15 protein-coding genes, 2 tRNA genes and 1 pseudogene are annotated in these 17,014 nt (G+C 53.5%); 5 read left to right on the forward strand and 13 right to left on the reverse strand.

The window, feature by feature from the left end; genetic code table 11:
- Nucleotides 1-696 precede the first annotated feature (696 nt).
- Entirely contained in the window at nucleotides 697-2,028 is a 1,332-nt protein-coding gene (locus tag KVG95_RS09575; RefSeq protein WP_217855960.1) for a protein kinase domain-containing protein, read from the forward strand.
- 1,129 nt (nucleotides 2,029-3,157) lie between these two features.
- Here KVG95_RS09575 and KVG95_RS09580 read toward each other — a convergent pair.
- A complete protein-coding gene (locus KVG95_RS09580) occupies nucleotides 3,158-3,730 on the reverse strand; it encodes a hypothetical protein (protein ID WP_217855962.1) in 573 nt (190 codons plus the stop codon).
- A gap of 306 nt (nucleotides 3,731-4,036) precedes the next feature.
- Between KVG95_RS09580 and KVG95_RS09585 the strand changes: the two are divergent.
- From KVG95_RS09585 to KVG95_RS09595, 3 genes and pseudogenes are all read left to right on the forward strand, one after another.
- A pseudogene (locus KVG95_RS09585) lies at nucleotides 4,037-4,659 on the forward strand (tyrosine-type recombinase/integrase).
- A 380-nt stretch (nucleotides 4,660-5,039) separates the two neighbouring features.
- Complete coding sequence (locus KVG95_RS30120; RefSeq protein ID WP_217856484.1) at nucleotides 5,040-5,552, forward strand: GIY-YIG nuclease family protein; 513 nt, start codon at nucleotides 5,040-5,042, stop codon at nucleotides 5,550-5,552.
- A gap of 278 nt (nucleotides 5,553-5,830) precedes the next feature.
- Complete coding sequence (locus tag KVG95_RS09595) at nucleotides 5,831-6,091, forward strand: hypothetical protein (RefSeq protein ID WP_217855964.1); 261 nt, start codon at nucleotides 5,831-5,833, stop codon at nucleotides 6,089-6,091.
- Here the strand turns inward: KVG95_RS09595 and KVG95_RS09600 are convergent.
- Both KVG95_RS09600 and KVG95_RS09605 read right to left on the reverse strand, forming a co-directional pair.
- The gene (locus tag KVG95_RS09600) at nucleotides 6,074-6,262 is read right to left on the reverse strand and encodes a hypothetical protein (RefSeq protein ID WP_217856518.1); all 189 of its coding nucleotides are present in this window, start codon (nucleotides 6,260-6,262) and stop codon (nucleotides 6,074-6,076) included. The two genes, KVG95_RS09595 and KVG95_RS09600, sit on opposite strands and share 18 nt — an antisense overlap.
- A gap of 662 nt (nucleotides 6,263-6,924) precedes the next feature.
- The gene (locus KVG95_RS09605; RefSeq protein WP_217855966.1) at nucleotides 6,925-7,944 is read right to left on the reverse strand and encodes a DUF4365 and DUF1817 domain-containing protein; all 1,020 of its coding nucleotides are present in this window, start codon (nucleotides 7,942-7,944) and stop codon (nucleotides 6,925-6,927) included.
- 373 nt (nucleotides 7,945-8,317) lie between these two features.
- On the opposite strand from KVG95_RS09605, the gene KVG95_RS09610 reads away from it, so the two are divergent.
- Complete coding sequence (locus KVG95_RS09610; protein ID WP_217855968.1) at nucleotides 8,318-8,704, forward strand: hypothetical protein; 387 nt, start codon at nucleotides 8,318-8,320, stop codon at nucleotides 8,702-8,704.
- Nucleotides 8,705-8,856: 152 nt separating this feature from the next.
- On the opposite strand, the gene KVG95_RS09615 is transcribed toward KVG95_RS09610, so the two are convergent.
- From KVG95_RS09615 to KVG95_RS09655, 10 genes are all read right to left on the reverse strand, one after another.
- Nucleotides 8,857-9,321 (reverse strand): hypothetical protein, encoded by a 465-nt coding sequence (locus KVG95_RS09615; RefSeq protein WP_217855970.1) that lies wholly within the window; start codon nucleotides 9,319-9,321, stop codon nucleotides 8,857-8,859.
- Between the two features lie 168 nt (nucleotides 9,322-9,489).
- Entirely contained in the window at nucleotides 9,490-9,843 is a 354-nt protein-coding gene (locus KVG95_RS09620; RefSeq protein WP_217855972.1) for an HNH endonuclease, read from the reverse strand.
- 255 nt (nucleotides 9,844-10,098) lie between these two features.
- Complete coding sequence (locus tag KVG95_RS09625) at nucleotides 10,099-10,389, reverse strand: hypothetical protein (RefSeq protein ID WP_124301732.1); 291 nt, start codon at nucleotides 10,387-10,389, stop codon at nucleotides 10,099-10,101.
- The gene (locus KVG95_RS09630; protein ID WP_225922974.1) at nucleotides 10,389-12,863 is read right to left on the reverse strand and encodes an AICE element replication initiation protein; all 2,475 of its coding nucleotides are present in this window, start codon (nucleotides 12,861-12,863) and stop codon (nucleotides 10,389-10,391) included. Before KVG95_RS09630 ends, KVG95_RS09625 begins: the two co-directional genes overlap by 1 nt.
- Before the next feature lie 122 nt (nucleotides 12,864-12,985).
- On the reverse strand, nucleotides 12,986-13,207 hold the full coding sequence (locus KVG95_RS29730; RefSeq protein WP_063321337.1) for a helix-turn-helix transcriptional regulator: 222 nt from the start codon (nucleotides 13,205-13,207) through the stop codon (nucleotides 12,986-12,988).
- A gap of 77 nt (nucleotides 13,208-13,284) precedes the next feature.
- A complete protein-coding gene (locus KVG95_RS09635) occupies nucleotides 13,285-13,944 on the reverse strand; it encodes a hypothetical protein (protein ID WP_217855974.1) in 660 nt (219 codons plus the stop codon).
- A complete protein-coding gene (locus tag KVG95_RS09640; protein WP_217855976.1) occupies nucleotides 13,935-15,254 on the reverse strand; it encodes a tyrosine-type recombinase/integrase in 1,320 nt (439 codons plus the stop codon). Before KVG95_RS09640 ends, KVG95_RS09635 begins: the two co-directional genes overlap by 10 nt.
- A gap of 160 nt (nucleotides 15,255-15,414) precedes the next feature.
- A tRNA-Leu gene (locus KVG95_RS09645) sits at nucleotides 15,415-15,501 on the reverse strand.
- Between the two features lie 196 nt (nucleotides 15,502-15,697).
- Nucleotides 15,698-15,771: transfer RNA gene (locus KVG95_RS09650), tRNA-Cys, on the reverse strand.
- A gap of 277 nt (nucleotides 15,772-16,048) precedes the next feature.
- The gene (locus KVG95_RS09655) at nucleotides 16,049-16,954 is read right to left on the reverse strand and encodes an AraC family transcriptional regulator (RefSeq protein WP_217855978.1); all 906 of its coding nucleotides are present in this window, start codon (nucleotides 16,952-16,954) and stop codon (nucleotides 16,049-16,051) included.
- Between the last annotated feature and the right edge of the window lie 60 nt (nucleotides 16,955-17,014).

Genomic DNA, 17,014 nt, shown 5'->3' on the forward strand with positions numbered 1-17,014 from the left:
AGGCTTCCAAAGAACTTAAAAGCGCTCAGTGGAATGCAAGATGGTGCCGAAGCCGGGGTCGAACATACCGTCTACAGGCCTCTATGTTACTGGATTTATCTATTATTCATCTCAGTATGTATACCTAAACGTATACCTAAAACGGGAAGTACCCTTATCTTCTCCGCCTCCAGCCGGTCGCCTGTCGTGCCGACACCCTCCCCCTGTATTGCCGTCGCCAAGTAACGCTTGTGATCATCATTACGATCCCCGTTTAGGGATGGTGGTTAGGAACACAAGTTATGAAGAGATGGAAAAATTGTTTGGGCGCGGGGGCCGATACTGCGAACGCTAATACTTTTGACGCAGCACCTCCCAGCATTCCCCTCAAATTCGCCCAAGACAGCGATTTCCTAAAAAACTACGAATTAATGATTGAAACAGGCAAGGATCGGTCCTTCGGGCGAAGACTCCAGACTTTTGACCTCCCCCTACCTTGCCCGATGGCAAGTTACGGATAAACATCCAATCAGGCACACCATGCCGTATGCAACCCTGCGTCGGGTCTCGAATTACCCGCTAGGGGCGATTACGATCCGTGGTCGGAGTCCGCTTTGATTATTGACCGAGAACGGCCAAAAGCTGCCGGTGACGGTCCACACGATGCGGTCATGATAGGCTTCAGCATTCAAACTTAAATCACCGGTAGTGACTTCTATGGAAGCGAGCGCATGGAAGAAAAATCACCCAGGCGTACCTGATAGCTGGGTTCAATTAGGGGCAGGCGGAAATGCCTATGTATGGACGGATGGGCGCCATGCGATTAAGCGATTAAAACCTGGCGCTAGCCGGGAGGCTGTTGCGAGATTCAAACGCGAGGCTGAGATAGTATTTTCGCTTCAGGAGGTCCCTGGGCTTAGTTTGGTAGCTGTTCGAGAGGTCCGGGAGCGCGCTGGTGACGTCGAAATTGTTATGGAGAAAATGGATAAAAACCTTGAAGAGATCATCCATCTCTTTAGAGGACAACCCGACGCGGCAGCACGGGCGCTCTTACCTATAGCAGACACCCTTGCGGCCTTGGCCCGGCGCGAACGGCCGATCCATCATCGGGATATCAAACCCTCGAATTTACTTTTCAAAGAATCGGAGCAAACTCTTCATCTGGCAGATTTTGGATGCGCATATCTTGCTCAGGATGAGCGTTTGACCCCTCGACTACGGGCTATGGGGGCGTGGGCATATCGCCCTCCCGAATATTCCGTAGGCCGGGTGGCAGAAGTTGATGAAAAAGGCGACGTGTTCAGCTTGGGGAAAGTCTTTTGGGCGATGATCTACGGTGAACGAGGGATCGTCTTTCCCGGCCCCGTGTGGTTCGAAAGGGAATACGACCTTGGTCAGCTGTTTCCAAGGCAACCACTCATTCACCATGCGATGCTGCTCATATCCCATGCTGCCGCGATCAATCCCAATAATCGTCCATCTTTGATCCAGTTTGCCAAGGGGCTTCGTGCGATGTCAGATGGTCAAATCACTAAAGAAGATAGTGATAGGTCAATTGAGTTATTGCGTGCACAGACCTTGATTGAGGTGGAGTACCAGCAACGTCAGGCTTCGACAGCGACGTTTGTTCGGGCAATCCGCTCGGACTTTTTCAACGCAATTTCTACTCTGCATAAAAGCAATCCAGAGCTACAAATGTGGCGCGAATGGCTCGATGAAGCTCTGAACACGCCTCAAACCACGGGAGCTCTAGTAAATCAAGTGGCAACGCATGAATCAGATGCGCCTGTGATAAATGTCCGCTACCGGCGCCGAGTATTGAACTCAAGTTTTCATCCTGCAACCGAGTCGGTACCAGCATTCTTCAGAGCCACGATGTACAACGAAGATTCCCCATCTCAGACCTCAATGCTGATTGTAAGAAACGCACCAGACGGACTCTTTTTTGAAATGCAAATGGTGGACGGGATAGCACCTACTGGGACGTACACTCCTGAAACGCTGCAAATATTCCTTTCATTAACTACACAACGACTACTGAAAGTCTGAGCGCTGTGCAGCGTGCCTCTTTGGCATCGATTTGATCGTACCTTTGCTGGTAACCGGTGTGCGCTTTAGGTTGGTTCCTGCCTGAGGTGACACAAGGAATCGGCCAAAAGCACTACGAAATCAGAAGCGACTCAGTCTGCCGCACTTTTGACCAGCACACGTTGTAACCATGATGGGCTGAGAACGGCCAAAAGCAGTCGGTGGACAGGCCGGCAGTAGATAGATAGCGTCTACGGCAGAAATCGGCTACAAGCAATCGGGGACAGTGGCAAATAGGGGGTGTCCTGCTACCCTCTTTATGGTAGTCGGGCTTGCCGTCACCCCTGTCGGGTTACCTCGCGCTTACCGCGACAAGAAACGCGACATGGCATGTCACCTAATCAGAGAGTGTCAGGATAGCGCCATGAAAGTTCGATGCCCTGATTGTGGTTATATCACAGACTACCTTCCGCCAACCCATAGGTGCCCTAATTGCGACAGTTTTTCCCACGAATGGCTGATTTATGATTGGGAAAGCTTTGCTTCAATGAAGCGTCGACATATTGGATACAACCTTTTAATTATTGGCATAGTGCTAATTGTTTTACTTGCGACAATCACCTCTAAATCAACAGATGCGCGTCATTGGTTGTTCAGCTTATTATTTATCCCAGCAGTGATCAGCTTGTTTAATTGTCGAAAGCAGCTTAGAAGGAAATCGGAGTATGAAGGGCATAGAGGCAGGGCTTTACTCCCCTGGTTTATCGGTTTCGGGGGGATCTAAAGCGGTTAACAAGTCGTATATGGCCACAGGGATGAGTAATGCTTTTCCAATGCTGTCGTCAGTGTGATTGCATTCGTATATCTGGCCGGTGTTGAGCTTGCTTACCCTGGTTACAGTGTTCGCGCAACAGGAACCAGTCGTTCATGGACGATGGCTGGTAGCTGCCAGCAGTGAACGACCGTAAATGATCGTTTTCAGCCGCTTACGACAGGCAGAAACCGGCCAGTTTCTGCCTTTGGGGCACGGCCGCTATGGGTCGGTTTTCTGCCATTCGCGACGGGAAGAAAACGGCAAAAAGCAGCCAAAAGCAGCCAGTTGCGATCGGCTGCAAACGGTCAGCGACTTGCTGCTTGGCCATGGCAGAGTTCAATTACGTGTTGGCGACCTCCGGCCCAGCAAGTTAGAAAACTCAAATAAAATCCACACCCAAAACGTCAAAGAGAGCAGAAAATACGCAATGCTCCCACCAGTTATCAATAATCGATTTTCCGACATCGTCTTAAGCACATGATATGAGTAACGTAGATCACTACTTGGCAACACTTGAAACAGCGGGACCAACAAAAGCATTAGCATGAACCCGACGCTCAAAACCCTTACAAGATAGCTTTTACTCTCAATAGGTTGTAAAGCATGCATGTGAAGACGAGTCAATGACATCACAATAGCAGCAACCCATGACAAAATAATCGCCATAGAAAAACTAACCATTATTACCAATGGATACCTTGAGCCTTCACTAATGCTCCCAATATCCTTGTAACAAACCAAAATCATCTGCTGGACCAGCAACCACCCCCCCTCAGCCGTATCGGGCACAAGGGCGCTGACCATTACCAGTAAAAGGAGAAGCAACACAATCACCAGTTTTGCCTGCCCTATGCTGAAAACTGGAAAAAAAATACTTGTCCTGCTGCGTCCATAGCCGTCATCGGACATAACCTAACCTCAGTTGATACCTGTGTATTGTGATCGAGATATGCTAATGCGAGTGTAGACCAGAAGATTCCGGTAAATTAGAAACGCTTAGATCAAAATACTATCGCGCATGTTGGGACGAAGACCTGCCGCTCGCCAAATTGTAGAGCTCATGGATTGCACTATTGCGCGTATCGAGAGTTGGCATCGAAAATAAGCGAGAAAACTTGCAATAGCGACTCTACGAATGACCGCTTCGGGTCGATAGCGACCATCACTCATTGTGACTGATCCACCCTTGTCCTCCCTCAACGTGGAGGACTAGCCATGAACACTATTGCTGAATACAGCCATCAGCCTTGGAACAAGGGAAAGCTTGTCGGGCAGAAAGCCCCGCTCCGAGTCAGAGATATCTGGGCCATCCGCGTAAGACTTCACAGCTTGCTGAGAAGACACGTGATTTGGCGCTCTTCAACTTGGCCATCGACAGCAAGCTGCGTGCTTGTGACTTAACCAAGCTGCGAGTACGAGACATAGCCCATGGGGAACATGTGTCGTCACGAGCCATCGTGATGCAGCAGAAAACCCAGCATCCAGTGCAATTTGAAATCACTGAGCAAACCCGAATGGTTCTGGAGGCTTGGATACATCAGGCCCGCCTCCGCAGCGAGGACTTCTTGTTTCCGACCCGGTTGCACAACTCAGACCATCTTTCCACAAGGCAATACGCTCGAATAGTCAAAGCGTGGGTGACAGCCATTGGCCTTGCCCCAACCATGTACGGTACTCACACGCTACGGAGAACCAAGGCATCGTTGATCTATCGCAGGACGAAGAACCTGAGAGCTGTCCAACTCCTGCTTGGTCATACGAAGCTTGAAAGCACTGTCAGATACCTGGGAATCGAGGTCGATGATGCCTTGGAAATGGCGGAACAGACGGAAGTCTGATCATCCATAGTGACGGTCGATGCTAGACCGTCGCTATCCGACCCATAGCTGCCGGTGGTGACATGCAGAAAACGGCCATGAGCGGACGTTAGACCCAGCGCTGGCAAATGGACAGCCTTGCCGATGCTGCTTTCGAATCTAGAAAGCAGTAGGGCTTGCCGTAATCTTTTTAGTGCTTCCCTCCGGGCAAAATCGCGTTTGCTGCAACCACGTCTAAGCTAGCTAGACAGGGAAAGGTGTGGTGCTCGTCCGAGCACGCTGACGCCTAACCCCTCCATTAAGCGGGCGTTAGGGAGTCAAGCGGCGTGCAAGAAGCTACCTCACTGCTGAACCCGAGTCGCTTATGGACTCGCTCTGAAGTGCTCACCCGCCCTTGCCCCGTGCCAAGGGAGCCAGGCGTCTATGCCTGGTATTTCCGGTGCATTCCGCCTGGAGTTCCGACGAGCGGGTGCCACACCTACCAGGACCTCACGCTCCTCTACACCGGCATTTCTCCTCGTCTTCCTCCTGCCAACGGAAAACCCCCGTCCAAGCAAAGCCTGCTTCATCGCGTTCGGTACCACTTCCGCGGCAACGCGGAGGGCTCCACGCTCCGACTCACTCTTGGCTGCCTTCTTGCTGAAGAACTCGGAATCGAGTTGCGCCGCGTTGGGAGCGGATTCCGAATGACATTCAGTTCGGGGGAGATGAAGCTGTCGGAGTGGCTTGAAGAAAACGCCTTCGTCGCCTGGTGCCCGCACCCAGCGCCCTGGGTGTTGGAGGAACACATGATTTCCACACTTTCCCTCCCGCTCAACCTTGATCAGAATAGGCGGCATGCATTCCATCAGACGCTCTCGGAACTCCGGCGGACCGCCAAGGCCAAGGCGCGGGAACTTCCGATTGCCCGCTAACAGGTCAATCGACACGGACGTCCTATCGGCTGGCTTCGCCAGCCGAAGAACAACCCGAACGCGGCTGCATTGAGAAACAGCCGTTACGCCGTGAAGGGCTCAAGGAACAGAAAACCGAACCGGAAAACCGAAGCGCGAGTGCTGGACAAGGGAACACGCGAAGCGGGTAAAACCATCGAGAAAGGCCAGAAAATGGCGCAGAATCGAGGCTTACGCGAAGGAACACAACTGCACCATCACGCAAGCTATGATCGCTGCTTACCCCGGAGGTGGACACCATGCTGACCCAGGCGGAACTCGAAAAGATTCACGCTGACATTGTCAGGGTGAGGGCCGAGACCATGCGGTTTGTCGGTGCCGGAACCAGCTTGTCGGCGACTGAATCCAGCGGTACAACTGCCGAACCCAGCAAGCTCACGGCCTGGGAATTGTTCTGGTGCCCGGTGACCATCGTTGCAGGGATGTTCGTGGTCATCGGCGGTGCCATGGCCCTGATCATCCTTTGGAGTGACCATATACGACTATGCAATCCGCTTTGAGCGGGACACCCGAAGCTGATACACCGACACCGCCGTCATGAATGTTTCCGCTTCGAGGCGCAGCTTCTCCACTTCTTCGGCAGGCCCAGTCTCTTGCGCTTCGTGGTATCGGCGTAATGCTTGCACCGCCTGTTCCATCAGCGGCTCGCCTGCTTTTACCTTTTCACCCAAGCTTTGGTCTTCCTCGCTATCCCTATCCTCACTTATCGCATTTCCTTTCAAACTTTCAGCTACCCGTCCTATCACGCCCGTCTTGAATCCCTGCGCGCATCAAAACAAGCCTGATTGGATTTTCTGCTGCAGGATGGAAGCCAGTTCCCGATTAGGGTATTGGGCTTTCAAGCTCCGCGCTTTACAGCCGAGCGCATGACTAAAAGCACCGGCGTCCGTGAGGCCCTGGGCGCTCCCACACAATCGACAGCGCACCAGTACGCCGTCGAGTTTCCAGTGTTTGTTCTAGGCCTCCAGCGGCAGGTACGTCACGGACATTCAAAAGCAGTCCTTTGGCAATGAACGACAAGGGCTAAGTGCGCGTAAAACCATTCACTATGGCAATGGTAGGCCAGCCTCCGGAGGGCTGGTGTCCAGCAGGCGCAAAAAAGTCCACCGAGTGTTTTTTTGTGAGGGGACATTTAACGAAACTCCATTATGCGCTGCCGTTTAAGTGTGTCCCGGAACACACTTAGCCGTGGCGGATCACTTCCGCATCCGCATCTGCTTAGGCAGTTGGCTGCCTTCCTCAGTGCGTGAAGGGCAAAAAACGGCCAAAAGCGGTCATTGTCCAACCGACAGAGCAGCGATACCCCGCCATAGTTGGCGCTTTGAGCGCATTGCTAGACCTCATCTGTCGGCGGTGAAAAGCCTAAGGCGCGTATCACATCAAAGGTAATTCGCTTATTTTCGTCAACTGTCATATTTAGCCACTCAGTTAGTTCATTGAGCCCAGGCCAGAGTTCATTAAGAAATTGTGCAATTTTTTCCGTCGAAACTTCGACTGGAATTTTATTGTCTGCATTTGGGACAGAAGACAACCTCTTTACTTCGGTCAGGCACAGAGAAATAGTCTTTAAGCCGTGACTACGCTCTCCAGCGTATGCAAAAAATAATAGTTCTGGAAGTACTGCGGAGAGCCTTGAGGCGAAAACTCTAACCTCCGAAACTTCGAACAACTCACGGGGATCTTGATCGTACCCATGAAATGAAATTTCTATTTTACCCTGACAATGTTCTGCAAGTTCACGCGTAGATCTAATTCGATCAAAAAACTCTCGAACGCTAGAAAAGTCCAACGCCTCAACATCAACACGATCTATTATGAATAAAAAATGGTTGTGATTAACGATGATATCGTTCATCGCCCAGTAGCTTTCTACCTCGCTCAAGTAGTCTGCTGGTGGAGGTAGCAGATCAGTAATTGCATCCTTCGAAATTTCAAGCTTGTTTTCAAAAGGAATAGTAATCTTCCAATTATTTCCTGCTTTAGATGTGGCACCCGGATCGAAATGAACCCAGTAACAATCATTCGTATCAGGATCGCAAATTATAATCAAAACAGGCGTTGGATAATTAGCAAGATAATTAAAGTGTTTTTGTTCACCGCGAAAAACGTAGCCCCATTTATTTTTTTCGCTAAAAAAAGATGAGCCATACTTAATCTGCAATGCGAGCATTTGCCCTGTGACAGCGCCGCTCTCAAGGACGACATCTACTTGCGCGTCAATCCCGAAGTCATGCTCTTGATGGTTACGTTTGAATAGCCACTCGAATTCCTCGTTTATTACACGCGAAACTATATCAACGCCTCGATCGCCCTTCTGAGCAGCTTTGCTGTACGTTGGAAACCCTCGTGTCATGCCAAAACTCCATTCAATTGGACAGTTGTTGCTGCACGACTATCAGGGGCTGTCCGCTTGAGTGAATGGTTAACTATTCACTCGGCCAACACAATGAAAAAATGTCGGATAGGCATACTCCTCTGACCAATAAAGGCACCGCAATTCAGCATTTGGACGAATTCATCATACGGAAGGGGTTGAGAATGCGAATCCTGAGCGTCAGCTTTGGGTCGGTTGCCGTCCTTCGCGACAGACAAAATTCGACCCAAAGCGGACATTGCCTGTAGCTGAAGTTGACCGACCGTGAATCCGTATTGCAGCATGGAATTGACGTGTGGCGCTGTGCGGCCACTCTGTAAGCGCTACCTTCGCACCTAACCGGAAGAAGCTCATGATCATGGTGTTACCGAAGATCGAACTCAAGGAACTGTCGGTGAAAGCGGAAGCAGACGGTTTAACGCTGAGTGATCTAGTCCCCCTTTGCGAAAGGTTCGGCGTTGCACCGCATGATGTGCTGAACGAGCTGTCCGTCGCAGTTGCGGAAGGCTATCTACAAGGATCTCTGCTCTATGATTTTTGCGACGGCGTTATGAACGGGATCATAAATGCTGTGGTTGAAGTAGGCATGACTAACGACATGCCTCAGCCCGCTTTCTCGCTTTACCAGGCATTCGATCAAGGTGAATGGTTCCGCAGTAACGACCCACCGGAAACTGACCCCAGTGAGAAATACACAAAGCCGGTGGTCGAGGAAATAATGCGTACCCTTAGAGACTAGCTTTCACAGATCGGGAGGTTTTCGCTTATCGGCTGGAAGGTAGTGGATCGAACGCCGCTTTTGGCCGATCTCCGCCTGTCGCGAGGGCCGTAATCGACCCAAAGCGGACATAACGGCTAGAGATACAAAAGGAACAAGCAGCACGGCTACATTTACCGGTATTGTTGCTCTTCTAAAGTAACCACATAATCAGAGAAGTCGACATCACCAACGCCGTCACTGCATTCCAGCATCATCTTGTTACCGGTCTCGCAGACATGCATTCCCGCATTTCCAACCCATGCACTCATGCCAAAAGTGCTTTTCCAGACGTTCCAGATTTTTAAAGTGCTTCCAGATTTGGAAAGCACTTCTATCTCCGCAACATCAGGACTGGTATCAGACCACAAAACTATTTCGGGATAGCCGGTGCCAGAGCTGTCGACGACAAGCTGTCCATTTGCCGCCTTTAACACCAACCCTTGCACTCGACCATTCGTAGCCCTCAATCGGCGAATTGAAAAGACGGTTCTGGGCTTCGTGATCTTGATCTCTATGATCGCAACGACGGTTTGCCCATTGAAATTTATTGGTGTGCCTTTAGTGCGTGCAAATATTGAAGAGAGAGTTTCTTCCACTTTCAGTACCCAGGATTTCTCATGTCAGTGTCAGCATGATCCAGGCGAGGTCAGCGTGTCTATAAAGGTACAGGTCATGAGTGGCTGCTTTTGGCCGATTTCTGCCTGTCGCCACCATCAGCTTCTCCCGATAAACGCGTTCTAGAGCAGCCAAGGCCATCTTGGTGATCAGAACAAATAGGTACCTGCTGGGAGCGGGTGCCAGCCACCTTTGCTCAGCCGCTTCTCTACTAGAGCCTTGTACTCCTGCGGCTCAGGCGCTTCCTTGCGCTTATGACGGCCCTGATTGCACCGCTGGCAGGCGGCAGCAATATTGGACTGGGTATTTCTTCCGCCATCCTGCCTGGCTACTAGATGCTCGGCTGTGCACTGGAAGTGCCTAGCCTGCCGAAGGGAAAGGTCATGGCGGCGGGCGAAGGCCTCAGGAGTATCGCGCCACATCTGGAAGCCGCAGTAATAGCAGCGGCCACCTTGGCGATCGAACGCAGCGAAACGATGTTTGATAACTGATTTATGGGCCATGGCGGCCTCCTGTATGAAAAAGGAAGTCCGCTGCGCCTAAAGGCAAGAAACGGTACCAGTCGACTCACTCGAACCGGCCCAACATCGCCCCCTTAAGGGAACGACAAGAGCAAATCTACGCCAAATCAAAAGCAGTGATCAAGTAGTCTGGAGGCAACCTGAGCTGGTCAAGTATTCCCGGATACCCATGCAGGCGAAATCATCACCAATCAACTGCGTAAAAGAATAAAGCCCGGTAGTTATCCGGGCTAAACATCACTCTATCTTTGCGTTAGGCCATCGCGTTCGGGCTTCAACCAAGGCTTCGGCATGAGTCATTGGCTCACCGATCATTGTGAAGGGACCGTACCCTGTCACGGACACTGTCCAGTGACTGCGTCGGGCTTCACCATCGTTGGCCGCCACTTCGACCATCAGCTCCAAACGGTGCAACTTGATATAGCGGCGCTCCTCCTGTGTCAGCCTGATAGATGGCCAGACGATTAAGCGGTTACCCACCACCTTGGCACTGAACCCGCGATCACGGAGATAGTCGATAACTTTCATCAGAAGGCCTCCGCGTCGGATTCATCGAAGACCATGTCCGGCGAAGTACCGGTGTTGTCGGGGGATAGTTGCCGACTCGAAGTCCTGCAAGTCCCAATGTCCTGCTCGGGGTGATCGTCTGGCAGGACATCAGGACTTGCAGGACATTGCTTCGATAACTTTCTCCCGATACCCCATTTCACCGCCCCCCCAGATTTACCCAGAGACTTGCACTCGATGCCTATCTGCCGAAGAGCGGGAGCAGCACGTCGCAGGGCGTCCCCTAGCCCCTTAGCGGAACGGGGCCACGAATCGCAGCCGGTTGGACGGTACTGTTCCAGGGTACGCAGAATATCCTTTGCCGGGGCGGTCACGCCGTGCGGACGCGCCTCGACCAGTTCCACTACGGCGGCAGCTACCGGGCTAGCGTCAATGGTGCGAGCCAGACTTTCCTGCCGACTGGCGTTGAACTCGCGCAGGAAGTCCTCGGGCTCATGACCTGCTGCGGCGGCGACAGCCATACCGAGGCGAGCAAATTCAACCAGCCGCGGACGATCGTCGGCGGGGATTTGCATCTGCGGCAGTAACTCCAGCGCCTTGGCGAAAATATCCAGCAGCGCCCCCAGCAAACATGGACGCTCGGCTTCGTACTCCCGCCAAAGGTCTGTTACTTCCAGCCGCTCGCTGATAACCGGCGTCTCGATGGTGATCGTTCTGTCCACCAGATCTTGCGCCGTGACTGCCGCAGATATGCCGTTCAGCACGATGGGGCGCTTCACGCTGATAACACTTTCGTCGGCATCCGAGTACAGCTTGCGCTTGGCAAAGCCGCCTCCGGTTGCCAATACGCACATGGCATCCTGAGTTGCTGCGGGCAAGTGCGAGACGTTCTCCAGGCTCACTACCGCACACACACCAGCTGAAACGAATAGGTCCTCCGACGACCTCGGAGCACTGCGCAAAGGGCAGGAATTCGGATCAATGAGCTGGCGCAGCGCTGTTTGTGTCGTGCTCTTCGCACTACCCTGCTCGCCCAGCAGCTCCAGCACTGGATAAGGCGTATCAGGACGCAGGCATTCGATCAGCCAAGCCAGGGCCAGCAGACGGGAGCCGTGCGGGATGTTCGCCACGTGCCAAAGTTGCTCGATCGATCCACCTGGAACTGGAGCTGGAATCGGCTGCATAGATTCAGGTCGAACGAACATGGCCTCGGGTGACTCGGCGATCTCCCACTTACCCGGCCGAATGCGAACCGCTCGGCTACTGCCTAGTACAGCCAGGTCGAGAAAGTAATCACCAGCGGCACCAGCAGTGCGCAGGTGTACCTCCTGACAGTCCCCATGGAATCGGCCGAGGCCGCTCAGGGTGCCCAGCGCCTCCCGGACCGATTGATCTCGGGGCGCCTTTCCGCTGTCCGAGTAAAATCCGGCGACCAGTGCATCTCGGAACTGGCGCGCGGCTAGATTACGCACTTCGCCCGTCGTACGATCCCGGGCGAAGACGTCCTTGTTTTCATCGTGGAACAGCTCGAAGCGTTGTTCCACAAACTTCACCAGTAGAGACGCTTGGCTCTGCTTTTCCTCGGCATCATCACCAGGCTCGAAGTGTTCCTCGACTGGCTGCTGATCGTCGAATTCGAACTGGTGATTGTCGGGAGCGTCCACCATTTGCAGCAGTTGCTCGACAGTGCCACCCGCGTCCAGCCAGTCGGATACGTCGCCCTTCGGCGGCAGCCCTGGAAGGCTCAATACGCGAACTTCTGCCTCGGCCTTACTCAGTGCCCGACAAACCTTGTCGGCGTGTTGATGTCCCGGCTCGTCGTTATCCGCCAGAATCACTACCCGACGGCGTGCGAAGGACTCATTGAGCGCATCAGGCCACTTGCCAGCGCCACCGGCATTGCAGGTTGCGACCAGCCCCAGTGACTCCAAGCGCAACACGTCCTTCTCACCCTCCACGACAAACACTGGCGTACTCCAAGGTGCGCGCAGCAACTGCGGCAGACGGTAGGGAACCTGACGCACACCCTTCACCGACCACACCCAGCCGCCTTTGCCGTCCGGGCGGCACTGGCGAAAGTCCTTTGGTTCGTAGCGGACAACTTGAAACAGAACGTTGCCGTCTTCGTCGGTGTAGTCATAACAAGCCGACATGCGACGGCTGGCCGGTAGGACATCAGGACTTTCAGGACATGGCGCCGGCCGCTTTTCTTTAAAGCCTTGCTGCTCAAACCAGCCCATTTGCTCGGCCCAACTTGTGATGCCGGTTTTCCAGGCAATCAATTCCAATACGCCGCCACCGCACCCGTCTTCGTGCGAGTGCCATACCCCCTTTTCCAGATCGACGGATAAAGAGCCATGCGCTCCAAACCGAAGCTCGCTCGGCTTGCTCATTGCGGCATTTGGCTCGCCAAGAAGGTACCGGGCTACTGGCCCAATCATGGATTTCAGCCAAGCCGATCCCGCCGGCGCATGGGCGCCGTTTTGACTTTTCATGGGTTACACCCCGCGCTGCTTGGCTTTGCGCCAGGACCAATTAGAAGGAGACGGGAAGAAATCAACGTGCAGGGCGGCCATTACGCGAAGCTTCCAGGAAGCTGTAAGCGATGATGAATGGCTCATACTGCGTCTCTCGCTTCAATCTTGGTCCGTAACCAAGCCTCCACCTCAGCCAAGACGTAATAAGCCGCGGCTTGTCGGCTTTCGTTGGCCTTAATTGGCTTCGGGAACGTTGGGTCTTTCTTGCGGAGTTTGTCTAGGCCAGAGCGGGACAGGTCCAGCCATAGACAGAGCGCTGGCTGACGGATGAGAGCTTTCGGGGGAATTGTTGCTGGCTGCATTTGAGTGACTCCGTATCGGGTACAGAGTCATTCTTGTTGAACCCCCGATTGCTGTCGCAGTGCTCAAAAGAGATTAGTTAGAGGCTTATTTCCCCCCTTTTTGCACGTCGGATCAATTTTTCATATTCGACAATGTCCGCTGGCACCTCGACTCCTGCAGCAACGAGAAGCTCTCGGGCGAGCTCTGCTGCTTTGCGTTTGGTCATCTTCGCTAAGGAAGACTGCCGTAGCTTGTCCGCGGTATCAGCCAACAAATCATCTCGCGGATACTTCGGCTTCACGCCACGAATAGTTGGAGCCGCCTCCAACTTCTGCTCGGTAATGTCCAACACATCGGACACCATGGAGGCCTTCGCCATAAGGTCAGAAAGCAAGCCACCGCTGAAAAAGCACCCATGGCTTCGCCAGCAGGCGTCGTTGATGTAACCCTCGGCGAAAGGAGGGAGATTGTTTAGCCCCCGTAACGTTTCCTGAAGATGCAGTTGCACCTGCCGCACATGGCGAAGTTCTTCGTGGCGCGCGGGGCCTTTTTCCGTTTCGCGGATGACCGCTCTGTAGGACCCAAGCCTTTCCTTGAACCATTCCTGAAGATCGCCGTCGTGATGTCCGGCCAAGTCAGCGATAATTGCCCGCGCAGCATCAGACAGGCTTTCATCGACCAAATCACCTGTACCCCATTCGGGTTGATTGTCGAATACTGGAAGTGCCTTTGATCGCTTGCCCCTTTTTATTTCCATGCTTGTAGCCCCCTCTCCACGCTCACCACATCAGTGTTCCGGTGTGCAAAATCATAGGGCGTGATGTGCTTTTCCCGGTTGGCGTCCAGGTAGTCAGCCCACCACGCCATCATCAGTCGGCGCTCTTCCAAGTGCTCAGCCTTGTGGATGTAGGCCGCGCGCACACCGTTGCGCTCTTGGTGGCTCATTTGCCGCTCAACCGCGTCACGCGACCATAGGCCGGACTCGACCAACGCGGAACAGGCCATAGTGCGGAAACCGTGCCCGCAAACCTCTATCTTGGTGTCGTACCCCATACGGCGCAGTGACTTGTTTACGGTGTTCTCCGACATTGGCCGCCAATGGTAGTGATCACCCGGCAACACCAGATCAAAACGCCCGCTTAGCCGGCGTATCTGCTCTAGCACTTCAAGCGTCTGGCGTGACAACGGGACAAGGTGCGGAGTCCCCATCTTGGCTCCTCGATGCGACCTCTTGACGCCCTCGATTGGTGCCCGTTCGCCGGGAATCGTCCACATGCTCCGGGTAAAGTCGAACTCAGACCAGCGGGCAAAGCGCAGCTCACTAGAACGAATGAACACCAGTAGAGCGAGGCTTACAGCAAGACAGGTAAGCGGTCGTCCGGTGTCAGCCTCGCAGCGTTGCAACAACTCCGGCAACCGCTCAAGGGGCAAGGCCGGGCGGTGTTTGGCCTTGCGGGTGGCAGTCCCCCCCACCAGATCAAGCGCCGGGTTGTATACGATGAAGTTGCGCTGAACGGCGATTCGCATGATTCCGGCGATGCGCTGACGCAGTCGCCCAACCACATCAAGCGCGCCGCGCTTCTCTACCGTCTTCAGACAGGCCAGCAGGTCGCGGGTTTTCAGGTCGGATACGGGGCGTTTGCCCAGCATGGGGAAAAGATCAACCTCAATCTCTTTCAGCACCCTGACCGCGTGATCCTTCGACCATTTGCCGGCCATGCTGGCGTGCCATTCCAGGGCCAGCGCCTCAAAGGTGTTCCCCGCCTCATTGGCCGCCTCGATCTTTGCTTGCTTAGCGCTCTCGATGGGGTCTTGGCCATGCGCCAGCAACTCGAGTGCATCGGCTCGACGCGCGCGGGCGGCTTTCAGACCGAGAGCCGGGTAGTTGCCGAACGTTGCCAGACCAGGCTTACCGCTTGGCTTTTTATACTTGAAGCGCCAGACCTTGGTGCCGGTGGCCCTTACAAGCAAAAAAAGCCCTTGCCCGTCGAACAGGGTGTAGTCCTTTGCGCGGGGTTTGGCGGCCTCGCATTTGGGGTCAGTAAGGGGGGTTACGGTGCGCGCCATAGGTATACGCCTCTATATCGAACCGATATATACCTAAACGTATACCTAAATCGTGGGGCTGTACAGGAACATACGGGGATATTCAGACACAAAAAAACCGGCTACAAGGCCGGTTTCTCTAGGTTTCAGATGTTTACGGGAACATCTGAAATCATACTATTGGTGCCCGAAGCCGGAATCGAACCGGCACGCCCTTACGAGCGGGGGATTTTAAGTCCCATGCGTCTACCAGTTTCGCCATTCGGGCGGTAGCGCGGTAAAGCAGTCTGAAAACTGACCAATAACGATCTGGCAGTTCTGACGCTTGTGCAACAGAGGGGGGAAATATATACATCCCGCCCCGGTGAAGCAAGTTCGCAAAGATCCTTTTCAAGACTAAATCTTGCAGGACTGCGAAAATAAAAAAGCTCCGTAGATCATGGATCTACGGAGCTCGTTTAAAGTGGAGGCCGAAGTCGGAATCGAACCGGCGTAGGTGGATTTGCAATCCACTGCATAACCATTTTGCTATTCGGCCTCAAACATCTGATGTCAGTAGCACAACATCAAACGTGTAAACTCGTATCTGGAAACAAGATTCTAATCTAGTATCCAACCCTTTGAAATCTAAGGGGTTTTCGTGTTCCCTAAGCAGGAATGGACGCAATTCTGGACTGGTTCGAAAGGCATGTCAAGAACTGGAGGAAAATAATTCGAGATGCGCGATGGCCAATACCCGGTCGCTTTCGAGCCTAACACTTCAGCGCCACAGAAAACGCTACCTATCGCGAGATAAGTGTCGGCTTTTGTGCCCTTCAATGACTGACCGCCACCACCCGTTGCAACCGCTGTCGATACTGACTGGGCGTCTCCTGCATTTCATGCCGAAAGTGTCGATTGAAGTTCGACAGGTTGGAATACCCCACCTCAAAGCAGATATCCGCAACGCTGAAACTACTTTGCGCCAGCAAACGGCAAGCACGCTGGACGCGCAGTTTGCGTGTCAGGTCAACAAAGGTATGGCCAGTGGCGCGCTTGAAGAATTTGGAGAAGGCCGGTTCGTTCATGTCCAGGCGCTGGGCAATGACAGACATCCGCAGCTCATCCGCGAGATCGTTGAGGATGTAGTCGAAGGCAATGCTCATGCGCTGGGCCGTCAATGCATCGAGCATCGGAGCATATTGCAGGCTGGCGAGCGTCTGTCGCTCGCTGTCGGGGGCAGATGCCAGCAACTGCAGCAACGATAGGAACAGGCACAATCGCTGCAATCCTTCGCACTGGCCCATGTCTTCCAGCAGTCGGGCCGCTTTCTTGCGGGTCACGCCATGAAACTGGATGCCCTGGGCCGCCTGGCGAAACAGGCTTTGCAACTCGCTGAGTTCAGGGACCTTGTCGCGCAGTTGCATCAGCATCTGTCCATCGAATTGCAACACGACGTCGCGGCCGGCAATCACCTCCCCTTTGCCCAGGTCGCTGATCCAGTCGTGAGGCAGGCCTGGACCGATCAGAGCGACGTGGCCGGCCTCGAACAGGCCGATGTAGTCACCGGCCAATAGCCGTCCGCTGCCTTCGCGGATCAAGTGGATCTCGAATTCCGGATGATGGTTCCAGCGCGCAAGGTCGAAGGGATAGTCATGCTCATACCAACGAAAGCTGTGCTGGGGCTCGTTCAAAATGACTTCAAGCGCGGGCGGCTTGTCTGCGGTTACGTGATGGTTCATCACCCTGGCGATTCCATTTTTGTTGGTTTTATCAAGGCTACCGCGAAGCCCGGGACGAGT

The organism is Pseudomonas farris, assembly GCF_019145235.1.
GTDB lineage: Bacteria > Pseudomonadota > Gammaproteobacteria > Pseudomonadales > Pseudomonadaceae > Aquipseudomonas > Aquipseudomonas farris.

What these genes read in the sequence shown, in the direction of transcription:
- KVG95_RS09605 (WP_217855966.1), bottom strand. Translation starts at nt 7,944, where the DNA reads ATGACACGAGGGTTTCCAACGTACAGCAAAGCTGCTCAGAAGGGCGAT.
- KVG95_RS09625 (WP_124301732.1), bottom strand. Translation starts at nt 10,389, where the DNA reads ATGAAAGTTATCGACTATCTCCGTGATCGCGGGTTCAGTGCCAAGGTG.
- KVG95_RS09595 (WP_217855964.1), top strand. Translation starts at nt 5,831, where the DNA reads ATGCTGACCCAGGCGGAACTCGAAAAGATTCACGCTGACATTGTCAGG.
- KVG95_RS09655 (WP_217855978.1), bottom strand. Translation starts at nt 16,954, where the DNA reads ATGAACCATCACGTAACCGCAGACAAGCCGCCCGCGCTTGAAGTCATT.
- KVG95_RS29730 (WP_063321337.1), bottom strand. Translation starts at nt 13,207, where the DNA reads ATGCAGCCAGCAACAATTCCCCCGAAAGCTCTCATCCGTCAGCCAGCG.
- KVG95_RS09580 (WP_217855962.1), bottom strand. Translation starts at nt 3,730, where the DNA reads ATGTCCGATGACGGCTATGGACGCAGCAGGACAAGTATTTTTTTTCCA.
- KVG95_RS09575 (WP_217855960.1), top strand. Translation starts at nt 697, where the DNA reads ATGGAAGCGAGCGCATGGAAGAAAAATCACCCAGGCGTACCTGATAGC.
- KVG95_RS09620 (WP_217855972.1), bottom strand. Translation starts at nt 9,843, where the DNA reads ATGGCCCATAAATCAGTTATCAAACATCGTTTCGCTGCGTTCGATCGC.
- KVG95_RS09640 (WP_217855976.1), bottom strand. Translation starts at nt 15,254, where the DNA reads ATGGCGCGCACCGTAACCCCCCTTACTGACCCCAAATGCGAGGCCGCC.
- KVG95_RS09630 (WP_225922974.1), bottom strand. Translation starts at nt 12,863, where the DNA reads ATGAAAAGTCAAAACGGCGCCCATGCGCCGGCGGGATCGGCTTGGCTG.
- KVG95_RS09610 (WP_217855968.1), top strand. Translation starts at nt 8,318, where the DNA reads ATGATCATGGTGTTACCGAAGATCGAACTCAAGGAACTGTCGGTGAAA.
- KVG95_RS09635 (WP_217855974.1), bottom strand. Translation starts at nt 13,944, where the DNA reads ATGGAAATAAAAAGGGGCAAGCGATCAAAGGCACTTCCAGTATTCGAC.